The organism is Brevundimonas sp. NIBR10, from assembly GCF_027912515.1.
Lineage (GTDB): Bacteria > Pseudomonadota > Alphaproteobacteria > Caulobacterales > Caulobacteraceae > Brevundimonas.
Genome location: NZ_CP115464.1, coordinates 1,128,472 through 1,140,534, shown reverse-complemented (window position 1 = coordinate 1,140,534; position 12,063 = coordinate 1,128,472). Strand labels below are relative to the sequence as shown.

General features: G+C 67.6%; 15 protein-coding genes. 6 read left to right on the top strand and 9 right to left on the bottom strand.

The features are described 5' to 3' along the window. The first annotated feature begins 18 nt into the window (after window positions 1-18). Both groL and O5K39_RS05520 read left to right on the top strand, forming a co-directional pair. The gene (gene groL, locus O5K39_RS05525; RefSeq protein WP_271146280.1) at window positions 19-1,665 is read left to right on the top strand and encodes a chaperonin GroEL; all 1,647 of its coding nucleotides are present in this window, start codon (window positions 19-21) and stop codon (window positions 1,663-1,665) included. Window positions 1,666-1,939: 274 nt separating this feature from the next. Further along, a complete protein-coding gene (locus tag O5K39_RS05520) occupies window positions 1,940-2,659 on the top strand; it encodes a cytochrome b/b6 domain-containing protein (protein WP_271146279.1) in 720 nt (239 codons plus the stop codon). A gap of 19 nt (window positions 2,660-2,678) precedes the next feature. Here the strand turns inward: O5K39_RS05520 and O5K39_RS05515 are convergent, their stop codons facing one another. From O5K39_RS05515 to O5K39_RS05495, 5 genes are read right to left on the bottom strand one after another with little or no spacing between them, the layout of a single operon-like run. Continuing rightward, window positions 2,679-3,380, bottom strand: a complete 702-nt coding sequence (locus tag O5K39_RS05515) for a VIT family protein (RefSeq protein WP_271146278.1) — start codon at window positions 3,378-3,380, stop codon at window positions 2,679-2,681. Further along, window positions 3,367-4,404 (bottom strand): ATP-binding protein, encoded by a 1,038-nt coding sequence (locus O5K39_RS05510; protein ID WP_271146277.1) that lies wholly within the window; start codon window positions 4,402-4,404, stop codon window positions 3,367-3,369. Before O5K39_RS05510 ends, O5K39_RS05515 begins: the two co-directional genes overlap by 14 nt. Then, on the bottom strand, window positions 4,401-5,078 hold the full coding sequence (locus O5K39_RS05505; RefSeq protein ID WP_271146276.1) for a response regulator transcription factor: 678 nt from the start codon (window positions 5,076-5,078) through the stop codon (window positions 4,401-4,403). The genes O5K39_RS05510 and O5K39_RS05505 overlap by 4 nt, the downstream gene beginning before the upstream one ends. Continuing rightward, entirely contained in the window at window positions 5,059-5,673 is a 615-nt protein-coding gene (locus O5K39_RS05500; RefSeq protein WP_271146275.1) for a cytochrome b/b6 domain-containing protein, read from the bottom strand. The genes O5K39_RS05505 and O5K39_RS05500 overlap by 20 nt, the downstream gene beginning before the upstream one ends. A 5-nt stretch (window positions 5,674-5,678) precedes the next feature. Beyond that, window positions 5,679-5,981, bottom strand: coding sequence for a PepSY domain-containing protein (locus O5K39_RS05495; RefSeq protein WP_271146274.1), 303 nt, complete (start codon window positions 5,979-5,981; stop codon window positions 5,679-5,681). A gap of 208 nt (window positions 5,982-6,189) precedes the next feature. Between O5K39_RS05495 and O5K39_RS05490 the strand changes: the two genes are divergently transcribed. Further along, a complete protein-coding gene (locus tag O5K39_RS05490; RefSeq protein ID WP_271146273.1) occupies window positions 6,190-6,657 on the top strand; it encodes a rubrerythrin family protein in 468 nt (155 codons plus the stop codon). A 300-nt stretch (window positions 6,658-6,957) separates the two neighbouring features. Here the strand turns inward: O5K39_RS05490 and O5K39_RS05485 are convergent, their stop codons facing one another. The 3 genes from O5K39_RS05485 to O5K39_RS05475 all read right to left on the bottom strand — a co-directional run bounded on the left by O5K39_RS05485 (window position 6,958) and on the right by O5K39_RS05475 (window position 8,037). Then, a complete protein-coding gene (locus O5K39_RS05485; protein ID WP_271146272.1) occupies window positions 6,958-7,134 on the bottom strand; it encodes a DUF1328 domain-containing protein in 177 nt (58 codons plus the stop codon). 115 nt (window positions 7,135-7,249) lie between these two features. Then, a complete protein-coding gene (locus O5K39_RS05480) occupies window positions 7,250-7,660 on the bottom strand; it encodes a hypothetical protein (RefSeq protein WP_271146271.1) in 411 nt (136 codons plus the stop codon). Then, window positions 7,660-8,037, bottom strand: coding sequence for a DUF883 domain-containing protein (locus O5K39_RS05475; protein ID WP_271146270.1), 378 nt, complete (start codon window positions 8,035-8,037; stop codon window positions 7,660-7,662). Before O5K39_RS05475 ends, O5K39_RS05480 begins: the two co-directional genes overlap by 1 nt. Window positions 8,038-8,240: 203 nt before the next feature. On the opposite strand from O5K39_RS05475, the gene O5K39_RS05470 reads away from it, so the two are divergent. The 3 genes from O5K39_RS05470 (at window position 8,241) to O5K39_RS05460 (ending at window position 11,188) form a co-directional block, all read left to right on the top strand. Next, on the top strand, window positions 8,241-9,143 hold the full coding sequence (locus tag O5K39_RS05470; RefSeq protein WP_271146269.1) for an aldo/keto reductase: 903 nt from the start codon (window positions 8,241-8,243) through the stop codon (window positions 9,141-9,143). Window positions 9,144-9,305: 162 nt separating this feature from the next. Continuing rightward, window positions 9,306-10,349 (top strand): tryptophan--tRNA ligase, encoded by a 1,044-nt coding sequence (gene trpS, locus O5K39_RS05465; protein ID WP_271146268.1) that lies wholly within the window; start codon window positions 9,306-9,308, stop codon window positions 10,347-10,349. 143 nt (window positions 10,350-10,492) lie between these two features. Next, window positions 10,493-11,188, top strand: coding sequence for a GNAT family N-acetyltransferase (locus O5K39_RS05460; RefSeq protein WP_348637126.1), 696 nt, complete (start codon window positions 10,493-10,495; stop codon window positions 11,186-11,188). A 31-nt stretch (window positions 11,189-11,219) separates the two neighbouring features. Here the strand turns inward: O5K39_RS05460 and O5K39_RS05455 are convergent, their stop codons facing one another. Further along, complete coding sequence (locus O5K39_RS05455; protein ID WP_271146267.1) at window positions 11,220-11,960, bottom strand: dienelactone hydrolase family protein; 741 nt, start codon at window positions 11,958-11,960, stop codon at window positions 11,220-11,222. Window positions 11,961-12,063 lie beyond the last annotated feature (103 nt).

The following is a 12,063-nucleotide window of genomic DNA, read 5'->3' as shown; positions in this document are numbered from 1 at the left end:
ATTTAGGAGCTGCCCTCAATGGCTGCCAAGATCGTACAGTTCAACACCGATGCGCGTGACAAGATGCTGCGCGGCGTCAACGTCCTCGCCAATGCCGTCAAGGTGACCCTGGGTCCCAAGGGCCGCAACGTCGTGATCCAGAAGTCCTTCGGCGCCCCGCGCTCGACCAAGGACGGCGTCTCGGTCGCCAAAGAGATCGAGTTGGAAGACGCCTTCGAGAACATGGGCGCCCAGATGATCCGCGAAGTCGCTTCGAAGACGAACGACAAGGCGGGTGACGGCACCACCACCGCGACCGTGCTCGCCCAGTCCATCGTCCAGGAAGGCCTCAAGGCCGTCGCCGCCGGCATGAACCCGATGGACCTGAAGCGCGGCATCGACAAGGCGGTCACCGCCGTCCTCGCCGACATCAAGGCCTCGGCCAAGAAGGTCGAGAACAACTCCGAGATCGCCCAGGTCGGCACCATCTCCGCCAACGGCGACGCCGAAGTCGGCGAGATGATCGCCAAGGCCATGGACAAGGTCGGCAACGAAGGCGTCATCACCGTCGAAGAGGCCAAGACCGCCGAGACCGAACTCGACGTCGTCGAGGGGATGCAGTTCGACCGCGGCTACCTGTCGCCCTACTTCATCACCAATGCCGACAAGATGGAGGTTCAACTCGAAGAGCCCCTCATCCTGCTGTTCGAAAAGAAGCTGACCTCGCTGCAAGCCATGCTGCCGATCCTGGAAGCCGTGGTCCAAAGCGGCCGTCCGCTGCTGATCATCGCCGAGGACATCGAGGGCGAGGCCCTGGCCACCCTGGTGGTCAACAAGCTGCGCGGTGGCCTGCGCGTCGCCGCCGTCAAGGCGCCGGGCTTCGGCGATCGCCGCAAGGCCATGCTGGAGGACATCTCGGTCCTGACCGGCGGCCAGGTCATCAGTGAAGACCTGGGCATCAAGCTCGAGAACGTCACCCTCGACATGCTCGGCAAGGCCAAGAAGGTCACCATCACCAAGGACGACACCACCATCGTGGACGGCGTCGGCGGCAAGGACGAGATCGAGGCCCGCATCGGCCAGATCAAGAAGCAGATCGAGGACACCACCTCGGACTACGACAAGGAAAAGCTGCAGGAACGTCTGGCCAAGCTGGCCGGCGGCGTCGCCGTCATCCGCGTCGGCGGCTCGACGGAAGTCGAAGTCAAGGAAAAGAAGGACCGCGTCGACGACGCCCTGAACGCAACGCGCGCCGCAGTTGAAGAAGGCATCGTCCCCGGCGGCGGCATCGCCCTGCTGAAGGCGACCCGCGCGCTTGAAGGCCTGACCGGCGACAACGCCGACCAGACTGCCGGCATCGCCATCATCCGTCGCGCCATCCAGGCCCCGATCCGCCAGATCGTGGAAAACGCCGGCGTCGAAGGCTCGATCGTGGTCGGCAAGGTGCTTGAAAACAGCTCGCCCACCTTCGGCTTCAATGCCCAGACCGAAGAGTACGGCGACCTGGTCGCCATGGGCGTGATCGACCCGGCCAAGGTGGTCCGCACCGCCCTGACCGACGCCGCCTCGGTGGCCTCGATCCTGATCACGACCGAAGCGGCCGTGGCCGACGCCCCCAAGAAGGGCGGCGGCGGCGCCCCCGACATGGGCGGCGGCATGGGCGGCATGGGCGGCATGGACTTCTAGTCCACGTCACTCAGACGCCAGAAAAAAGGGAGGGCGGGTCCGGCGACGGGCCCGCCCTTTTCTTTGGTCAGTTGCTGCACAAGGCAGTTTTTGGAACTCCGGCTTTCCGGCTGCGACCGCCTGTGTGAGGGCGCGTTCGCGCTCTTCCAGAACATCTACCTTCCACGGCCCCAGCCGCCTGCAAGCAACTCTTGAACTGAGCCAACGTACGACCCGCTCGATGTCAGGCTGTCGTCAGGTTCTGCGACCAGTCTCCCTTCAAACGGAGGTTTCAATGACCAGCACGGCTCCCCAGGCGATCAGAACTATCAAGACCTGGGACTGGGGCATCCGCCTGTTCCACTGGTTCCTCGTAGCCGCCATCGCGGTCGCCTTCCTGTCCTCGGAAGAGGGCAGCGCCCTGTCGCCCTGGCATGTGCCGGCGGGCTGGGTGGCGGCGATCCTGATCGCCTTCAGGCTGGTCTGGGGCTTTGTGGGAGGAGAACATGCCCGCTTTGTGAATCTGATCCGTCCGTCGCGGATGGCGGGCCACGTGAGGGGACTGTTCGCGGGCCGCGTTCATGCTTCGCTCGGCCACAACCCGCTAGGCGGGATAGCCGTGCTGGCGCTTCTGGCCCTCGTCGCCGCGACGACCTTCACCGGGATCACGGGCGGCGAGGGCGGGCACGAAGCCATCGCCTACATCCTCCTGGCGATGATCGCGCTGCATGTCGTCGCTGTGGCGGCGATGTCATTCCTGACGCGAGACAATCTGATCGGGGCCATGATCACCGGCCGCAAGAAGACGACGCATTTCCCCAATGCCCAGGACGCCGCTCCGCCGGCGCGCGTGGCCATTCCCCTGGCCGTCCTGGTCGTCGCGGGCGCCGCCTATGCAGCGACGCGTGTCGATCCGCTGGCCTTCACACCGGGCGCACACGGGGAAGCCGGCGAAGGGGGTGAGGGCGGCGAGGCTGGCGAGGGCGGCGAGGCCGGGGAAGCGGACGAGGACTGAACCGCCTTACACGGTCGGGCTAGATGAAGGTCCCGAACAGGTGACCGATGCCGGCGGTCAGCCCCATGGCGAACGCCCCCCAGAAGGTGACCCGCAGGACGGCCTTGGCGATACCGGCCCCGCCGACCCTGGCGCCGATGCCGCCCAGCAGGGCCAGTCCGATGAGGGCCGAGCCCGACACCAGCACGACGAGCAGCGATCCGGGCGCCACAACCACCACCGCCAGCGGCAGGACCGCTCCCACCGCGAAGGTCGCGGCCGAGGTCAGGGCCGCCTGGATCGGACGCGCGGCTGTATGCTCCGAGAGACCGAGTTCGTCACGCGCGTGCGCGCCCAGCGCATCATGGATCATCAACTGGCGCGCGACCTCCAGCGACACCTGCGCATCGACGCCCCGGCTGCGATAGATCGCGGCCAGCTCGCGGGTCTCGGCCTCGGGATCGGCGTCAAGCTCGGCGCGCTCACGCGCCATATCGGCGGCCTCGGTATCACCCTGGGAGCTGACCGAGACGTATTCGCCCGCCGCCATGGACATGGCACCGGCGACCAGCCCCGCGACGCCGGCGATCAGGATGCCTGTCTTGTCCGTCTGCGCAGCCGCCACACCGACAATCAGACTGGCGGTCGACACCAGCCCATCGTTGGCCCCCAGCACCGCAGCGCGTAGCCAGCCGATCCGGGAGACCAGGTGGCGTTCGGGATGGCGCTCAAGTCGGCTCATGGTCGGTTCTCGATAAAGGGGCAAAGACGAGGATCAGTTCGGACCGATCCGGCCGGGTCTCGATCCGTCCACCATGCGCCGCCATGATTCGCGAGACGATGGCCAATCCCAGACCGGCTCCACTTGTGCTGGCGTGATCTCCACGGCGATAGCGCTGGGAGAGTTCTGCGAGGCGCTCCGGCGTAAGTCCGCCCCCGCCATCGATCACCGAAAGCCTTGCGCCGGAACCAGCCGTCACCGTCACCGTCCCTCCCGGCGGCGTCACTCGAAGCCCGTTCTCGACGAGGTTCCGAAGCGCGGCGGCGATGGCTTCACGTCTGCCTCCAATCCGGACTCCGCCGTCCAGCTCGAGCGCCAAGGACTTGTTTTCTGCGACCGCGAGGGGGGCGTACTGCGAGACGATTTCCGTGGCGATGCCCGCCAGATCGACCGAGGTCGCCGTCACCGGCGCCGCTGCCTGGGCATCCAGTTGAGCCAGCACCAGAAGCTGATCGACCAGCCGCGACATCGCCGAGACATCCCGCTTCAGCCTGTGTGCCTCGGGCGAATCCAGCCGGTCCAGCTCAAGCCCCAGAACTGCAAGAGGCGTTCTCAACTCATGCGCAACGTCGGCGGCGAACGCTTCCTGGCGGGTCGCGGCCTCATCGAGGCGCGCCAGCAATCCATTCACGGCGTCAGCGAAGCCGGTCGCCTCGATGGGAAAGTCTTGCAGATCGACCCGGAAACCCTTGTCAGCGGCCTGGGCGGCCTCGATCCGCGCACCGGCGAGGCTCAACGGCCGAAGGGATGAGCGGATGACCCAGAGCGCGGCCAGGGTCATGGGTATGATGAGCACCAGCAGCGGCACGACGACATGGTCGGCGACCTCGTTCGCGATCCCCGCGAACTGGATCTCGTCCCGCCTCGCGCGGGAGGACAGGCCGTATTCGACGCCGACGAACAGAAGCAGGATGAAGCCGCCGATGACGCTCATCAGGGCGAACCCCAGCATCAGGCGCTGGAAAATGGAGGGCGTACGGGTCACGCGACGGCATCCCGCATCAGATAGCCAAGGCCTCGAACCGTGTGCAGCATCCCCGTGCAGCCCGCCTCGTCGAGCTTGCGACGAAGTCGGGAGACAGCCACTTCAACCGCATTGGGTGTGACCGGTTCGTTGAACGCATAGAGAGACTCTTCCAATGACCCGCGGGTCACCACCGAACCCGCGCGGCGCATCAGCGTCTCCAGAAGGTCGCCTTCGCGGCGGGACAGTTCGATCGGCAGATCACCGTGCACCGCCTGGCGCGACGCGACGTCGAACGCGAGTGGTCCCACACGAAGCACCGGAGTCATCCGCTGACCGGGCCGACGCAGGATCGCGCGACACCGCGCCGAAAGCTCCGAAGCCTCGAACGGCTTGACCAGATAGTCGTCTGCGCCGGCGTCCAGCCCCGTAACCCGATCGTCGAGCCCACCGCGCGCGGTGAGCACCAGAATGGGCGTCAGGTCGGTCGCGCGTCGCAGGGTCCTCACCCAGTCGAGCCCGTCGCCATCCGGCAGTCCGAGGTCCAGAAGGATCAGATCGTAGGTCGCGCTGGCGACCGCCTCCGCCGCACCCTCGATGTCCTGACGCCAGTCGACGACGAAGCCATCGCGGCCGAGCCCTTCGCTGAGGAGCTCGCCCAGTCGGATAGTGTCTTCAACGAGGAGGAGACGCATGATCGACATCCGTTCCGCTGGCGGAACGCTTCCAGCCGGTCACCATCGACATGACCAGATTTTCGCGGTGACGCCAGCTTTCCACGAGGGCCGCAAGCACATGCAGGATCGCGAGGGCCATGATGGTTTTTGCGGCCGTCTCGTGCGTGGCTTCCAGCCATGGCGCGCCCCAGAAGGCGTCCAGACCCATCATCCAGCCTGTCACGCCGCAGAAAAGCGACAGCAGGATCAGCGCCAGCATCATCAGGCCGCCCGCCGGGTTGTGGCCGATGTAGCGTGGCTCACGCCGCTGGATCATGGCCTTGAGATATCCGATCAGGCGACGCGGCCGAGCCACGAAATCGGCGAACCGGGCGTGGCGCGGGCCGATGAATCCCCACACCAGCCGGATGGTGATGGCTGCGACGATGACATAGCCGACATAGCGGTGAACCGACTTCAGTTCGCGAAACACGGTCAGATTGGCGACGATGCCCAGAACGAGGGTCCAGTGAAACAGGCGCACGACCGGATCCCAGACCTTGGTTCGCCTTGGCACCAATGCAGGGGATGGGACGACCGTCCCATCCCCCAGAACCACGGTTGCCTTGGTCACAGGACTCAGTCCTCGTTGTTCTGGACGACCGCACCGGTCACCGGGTTGAAATACACCTCGGCGCGACGGCCGTTCGCGGCACGAGCATAGATTTCGTAGCAGCTGCCGCTGACCTGAAAGACGCGAATGCTGGTGTAGCCCAGTCGTGCGATGCGCTCCCGCATCTGGGCTTCGGTGAGCCATTGGGCGCGGGGGGCGGTGGTGCAGACCGGACCGGCCGAGGCCGAGGTCGCAAAGCCGGTCATGGCCACGCCGACGGTTGCGGCCAGGGACAAGGCGATGGCCGAAGGGATCAGGAACTTCTTCATGAGGAGCCTCGAGAAAGATGGATGTGTCGCCGGACGACATCGCCCGGTGACGCCGACCTGACGTCCGAAGCTGACGGCCACCTGACGGCTCGATCGACACCGCGCCGAGCGCGAATGCCCGATACAATGGCGTCGTCAGGCTCCGGTCAGGCTTCGCGCCCAGACGGCACCGGCGCATCGGGCGCACCCCAGACACCGGAACCTTCTCGTGACCCTCAAGAGCCTTCTGACCACAGCCTTCACCGCCATCGCCCTGTCGGCCGGGGCGGCATCCGCCCAGGACCTGAATCCGCACACGCGGGCCAATCTGGAAGCCGCCATGCACGGCGAGGCCTTCGCCAACCTGAAATATCTTCGCTACGCCGAGGTCGCACGAGAGAGCGGCAACGTCGAACTGGCCCAGCTGTTCGAAAGCTCGGCTAACGTGGAGGCCAACGAACATTTCGCGCGCGAAGCCGACGCCCTGAAGCTGGATGGCACGAACGACGCCAATCTGGTGGATGCGATGGCTGGCGAGCAATACGAGAACGTGACCATGTATATCGGCTTTGCGGACCAGGCCGAAGCCGTGGGCGACACCCGCGCCGCCGCGATGTTCCGCCAGATCGCGTCCGACGAGGGCGATCATTACGAGCGCTATCGCGCGGCCGCCGAACTCCTCCGTCAATCTCGCTAGCCTCTTTTCCTTCGCTCCCCTCGCCAGAGGCCGCGAGGGGAGCGACGGCCTGGGCGTCGCCGCCTCGGTGGCCTCGATCCTGATCACCACTCGGGCGGCCGTGGCCGACCCCCCCAAGAAGGGCGGCGGCATGAGCGGTATGGACTTCTAGTCCACGTCACTCAGACGCCCGAAACAGGGAGGGCGGGTCCGGCGACGGGCCCCGCCCTTTCTGCTGCGTGAGTTCTCGAGCAGCACCCAATGAAAAAGGCCGCCGCCCTGTCGGGCGGCGGCCTTGAGCGTTTCGACCCGCAGGAGTCGCTAGATTCGAGTGCCGCGACCGCGCATGCCGTTCATGACGAGCGATACCACGAACAGGATCACGGCGATGATGGCCACGAACTTGGCGATCTCGAAGGACATGCCGGCGATGCCGCCGAAGCCCAGAACTGCCGCGATCAGTGCGACGACGAAGAAGAATATAGCCCAGCGAAGCATGATAGCCTCCAAGTAATCGGTGAATGAAAGATGCGACGAACATTTGGCGCCGCCGTCTCTCGGCACCGCGACGATTCAACGCAGCGCCTCACGCACCGTTCCATGGTCGCCGTTATTAACGGCGGCGCTTGCGACCGTAGCCCCGGCTCTCCATCCGCTTTTCGGTGATCATGCTGGCGGCGATGGCGGCCAGGGCCGGATTGCGCAGCAGCAGGAAGAGCGCGCCCAGCCCCCCGACAGCGCCCAGGATGGGGCGTTCGCGGACCATGTGAACGGCCTTCTGGACGAAGGTTTCGGGTTCTTCCTCCTCCTCGGCATGGCCGAAGCCGTCGCCCTTGAGGAAGACCAGGGCGATCACGAGCGCGACGAGGGCGAACACCCCGAAGGTGATCGCCGCCGCGCCCAGGGCCGGAAGCACCAGATCCAGCGCGAAGAACAGCGTGGCCCCCAGCGCCACGATCGCCACGAACAGGCTGGCGCCGGCCGCGAGACCGGCGACGACCTTTGAGACCACGCCCTTCAGCATCAGCGGCGACGACCGGCGAGCAGCAGGCCCAGCACGACGCCGACGCCGAGCGCGATGGCGGTCGACTGCACGGGGCGCTCCTGGACCCGTTCGGTGATGTAGCGCTGGGCTTCGTCGAACCGCTCGGAGGCGTCGTCATAGTATTCGCGGCCGCGCACGCGGGCCTGGTCGTAATAGCCGCGGGCCTGTTCGCGGACCTCCTCGGCGCGGGCGCGCAGGACGGCTTCGCTCTCGGAGGCCTTTTCGGTCAGGCGGGCCTTGGCCTCGGCGGCCTTTTCCTTCAGGCGCGCGGTTTCCTCGCGGGCGCCGGTCTTCAGATCGTCCTTCAGGGTCTTGAGGTCGTTCTTGATGTCTTCTCGAGCCTTGGTGGTTGCCATGGTGCGCGCTCCGGGGTTTCAGCTTGACCGTAAATAGAGGTCTTGCGCCCTGAACGCCACTCCTGCGCCACGGTTCCCGCATCGCAGCATGGATAAGGCCGCATCGCCCCCGGCAGGGACACACCCACAACGCTGCTATTCCAGTAAGGTCTTGGGAACTTCCGGGTCAGCCTCCCTTAAACTTTATGGGGCAGGGTAGGCTGGTGCTGCTGAACCCTTCCCATTCGCCCGTCGCCCGGCTGGCCCTCGCCGTGGTGACCGAGCCCGAGCGCGCGACACCTGCGCCCGTCGGTGCGCGCGAGGAGGCGATGCGGCTGCTGCTGTCGACGGGGGCGGACGCGGGCGTCGGCATCGTCGCCACCCGGCCCGAGGCCGACACCGAACGCCTGCTGGGCCAGGCCTGGCCCTTCCCCTCCCCGTTTCGCGTCACCGTGCGCACCGTGCCCCTGTCCGAAGGGATCGACCGGGTCGAGGCCCGGGCAAGGCGCTCGCTGGAGCGTCTGGGTCTGCCGCGCGGGGACGCCGTCCTGGTGTCCAGCGCCCATGACCTGGCCGGTGCCGACGGCCGCGCCCTGTGGGACCGGCTGAGGGCGCTCAAGGATCGCGGCCTGTTCAAGCGGATCGGCTTCTGCGCCACCATGGAGGACGGCCCGACCCTGCTGGCGCGCCGGTTCCAGCCCGACATCGTCCAGATGCCCTGCAACCTGCTGGACCAGCGACCGGTTTCCGAAGGGGTCATTTCCGACCTGGCCGGAATGGGCGTCGACGTCCACATCTCCTCGATCTTTGCGCGCGGCCTGCTGTTCGCCGCGCGCGAGCATCTGCCCGATCACCTGGCCGAGCACGGCGCGGCCCTGTCGCGGACGCGACGTCGGCTGGCCGAGGCGCGGGTCGATCCGATGCAGGCGGCCCTGGCCTTTGCGCTGGGCCTGCCGCCGGTCAGCGCCGCCATCGCCTCGGTGGCCTCGGCCGCCGAACTGCGCGCCATCCTCGCCGCCGCCCACGCCCCCCGGCCCGACCTGGACTGGGACGCCCTGGCCCTGACCGAACCCGCCGCCTGTTCGCTGAGCCGGTCGGTGCGCGTGCCCGCCAGCCGGGCGGCCTGAACCCGACGTCGGCGCGACCCGCCGCCCTCACCGGCCAGGTTCCCTCGCCCCCTCCGTCTCCTCGCCAAGCGGCTCGGATCCACCTCCCCATCGGCCAAGCGCCGACGGGGAGGAGATGCGCGACGCTTGCCCTTCCGGCCTCGCTAGGGCATCTGCCGCCCCATGTCTGATGCTGCTCCCCCAGCCGTTCCCGCCTACACCGGCCCGCGCCGGGTGCTGTCCGGCATCCAGGCCTCGGGTGCGCTTCACCTCGGCAACTATCTGGGTGCGCTGAAGCGGTTCACCGAGCTTCAGGACGCGGGCGCCCCCTGTTTCCTGTTCGTCGCCGACCTGCATGCCATCACCGTCTGGCAGGACCCCGCCAAACTGGCCGCCCAGACGCGCGAGATCGCCGCCGCCTATCTGGCCAGCGGCCTCGACCCGGCCCGTTCGATCATCTGGCCGCAGTCGGCGGTGCGCGCCCATTCGGAGCTGGCCTGGGTGCTCAACTGCGTCGCCCGCCTCGGCTGGCTGGACCGGATGACCCAGTTCAAGGAGAAGTCGGGCAAGCACAAGGAACGGTCGAGCGTCGGCCTCTATACCTATCCGGTGCTCCAGGCGGCCGACATCCTGCTGTACAAGGCGACCGAGGTGCCGACCGGCGAGGACCAGAAACAGCATCTGGAACTGACCCGTGACATCGCCGCCAAGTTCAACACCGACTTCGGCGTGCCCGGCTTCTTCCCCCTGCCCGAACCCCTGACCCAGGGGCCCGCGCCCCGCGTCATGAGCCTGCGCGACGGGGCGGCCAAGATGAGCAAGTCCGATCCGTCGGACCAGAGCCGCATCAACCTGACCGACGACGCCGACACCATCGCCGGCAAGATCCGGAAGTCCAAGACCGACATGGGGGTGATGCCCGAGGTCGGCGAAGCCCTGGACGACCGGCCCGAGGTCAGGAACCTGATCGCCATCTATGCCGCCCTGTCGGACCAGACGAAGGAGGCCGTCACCGCCGAGTTCGCTGGCCAGGGCTTCGGCGCCTTCAAGCCCCGCCTGGCCGACCTCGCCGTCGCCTCGCTCGCGCCCGTTACCGAACAGATGCGACGCCTGATGGCTGACCCCGCCGAGATCGACCGCGTCCTGAAGGACGGTGCCGAGCGGGCCGCCGCCATCGCCGACCCGGTGGTGGACGAGGTGAAGTCCATTGTCGGCTTCTGGCGCTAGGGCCTTCGCAAGCTGAGTTGGGTCGTGCCTTGGGAAGGTTCATCACCCCGACGGAGCGGTGATTGTGTTCGTCGTCAGCGGCTTTCGGACCTGACGTTCGCCGGCGACTGGTCGCCGTCTCTCGACCCCGGCATTCTGCGCCCATGACCCTGGACCATCCTCTCGACCGCGCTGTCTGGAACGGCCTGACGAGCCGGCTGGCAGGATTCGCCACGTCGGACTCCGGCCCCCGGGCAGTCCGCATCGATCCGGAGGTCGGGGTCTTCCTGTCGGGCGCGGACGCCGAACCCGAGACCCTGGCGGTCATGGCCGACCTGGCCCGACGTCACCCGGGTGCGGGGATGGTCGAGAAGGCGGACGGGCCGATGGCCGGGATCGACCTGGCAGGCGTCGAGGTCGTCAGCCGCGTTCCCCTGGTCCAGATGGTCGCCTCGGCCCTGACGCCCGGTGGTCCGGATATCGCGTTCGAGACCCTGACTGAGACGGACGCGCCCGAGATGCTGGCGCTGGCCACCCTGACCCGGCCGGGTCCCTTCCGCTCGGCCACGCGGCGGCTGGGACCGTTCATCGGGGTCAAGCAGGGCGGGCGGCTGGTCGCCATGGCCGGGCGGCGGTTGAGGGTCGACGGATTCACCGAACTGAGCGGTGTCTGCACCCATCCCGACTGGCGGGGGCGCGGCTATGCCGCCGGCCTGTCGCGGGTGGTGGCCGGTGAAATCCTGGCCACCGGAGAAGGCGTCTTCCTGCACGCCTTCGCCGAACACCATGCCACCATCGCCTTCTACCGCTCGCTGGGCTTCGAAGTCCGGGCCGAGATGACCTATACGATCCTGAAGTAGGCGACGGCGTCCACAGGACCTGAAACCGCGGCTAGAGCCCCCGCAGGAAGGCCTCGAACCGGCCCACCGCAACCTGGGTCAGGGCGGGGTCATGGCGCATGGGCATGGCCCCGGTCGGTTCGTCGAAGGAGTGGGTGCCCTCGGCGATCCAGGTTTCGATACGGGCACCCTGATTGCGGTGATCGGCGAAGATGCGTTCGGCGTTGCGCACCGTGGTCAGGTGGTCGCTGCGCGCGATGACCACCTCGGTGCGGGGCTTGTGCCGCCACGGCCGGGCGCGGGCCGTCGCCATGAAGCCCACATAGGGGTAGGCCAGCCAGGCCCCCTTCAGTCCCGCCAGCGAGGCCGACCCGGTGTCGGCGACGCCCAGTTCGCCGGGCCGGGTCCGGGGGGCGGCCAACAGTTCCATGATGCCCCAGCCGCCGTGGCTCCAGCCCGCGACGGCGATCTTGCTCGCATCGACGTCCGCGCGGGCCGAGACGCCCTGGATCGCCGCCAGCACATCGCCGCCCCGGTCATGGCCCCTCAGGGTCGCGCCGGTGCAGACCATGGACAGGGCGAACATGCGGCCCCAGCCGCGCGGCGCGTAGCTGTCGACGATGAAGGCCCGCCACCCGGCCGCCTTGGCCGCCGCCGCATAGAGCGGCAGATGCGGCCGCATCCCGCCGCAGCCGTGGAACAGGATCACCGCCGGTCGAGGGCGGGCGTCGTCGGGCCCGACGACGATGGTGTTGGGCAAGAGCTTGGCCCAGCGTTGGGAGAGGGTGTCCATGGGGTGATCCTAAGCTGTTCTCGGCCGTCGGGTCGAGAAGCCAGAGGGCCGTCTACCTCTCCGTTCGCGAAGCGGTCAGGATGAGGGACGCGGTCTCACCGGT

Coding starts and splice junctions, on each gene's coding strand:
- O5K39_RS05460 (WP_348637126.1), top strand. CDS start 10,493: ATGACCCTGGACCATCCTCTCGACCGCGCTGTCTGGAACGGCCTGACG.
- O5K39_RS05455 (WP_271146267.1), bottom strand. CDS start 11,960: ATGGACACCCTCTCCCAACGCTGGGCCAAGCTCTTGCCCAACACCATC.
- trpS (WP_271146268.1), top strand. CDS start 9,306: ATGTCTGATGCTGCTCCCCCAGCCGTTCCCGCCTACACCGGCCCGCGC.
- O5K39_RS05505 (WP_271146276.1), bottom strand. CDS start 5,078: ATGCGTCTCCTCCTCGTTGAAGACACTATCCGACTGGGCGAGCTCCTC.
- O5K39_RS05515 (WP_271146278.1), bottom strand. CDS start 3,380: ATGAGCCGACTTGAGCGCCATCCCGAACGCCACCTGGTCTCCCGGATC.
- O5K39_RS05475 (WP_271146270.1), bottom strand. CDS start 8,037: ATGGCAACCACCAAGGCTCGAGAAGACATCAAGAACGACCTCAAGACC.
- O5K39_RS05495 (WP_271146274.1), bottom strand. CDS start 5,981: ATGAAGAAGTTCCTGATCCCTTCGGCCATCGCCTTGTCCCTGGCCGCA.
- groL (WP_271146280.1), top strand. CDS start 19: ATGGCTGCCAAGATCGTACAGTTCAACACCGATGCGCGTGACAAGATG.
- O5K39_RS05520 (WP_271146279.1), top strand. CDS start 1,940: ATGACCAGCACGGCTCCCCAGGCGATCAGAACTATCAAGACCTGGGAC.
- O5K39_RS05485 (WP_271146272.1), bottom strand. CDS start 7,134: ATGCTTCGCTGGGCTATATTCTTCTTCGTCGTCGCACTGATCGCGGCA.
- O5K39_RS05480 (WP_271146271.1), bottom strand. CDS start 7,660: ATGCTGAAGGGCGTGGTCTCAAAGGTCGTCGCCGGTCTCGCGGCCGGC.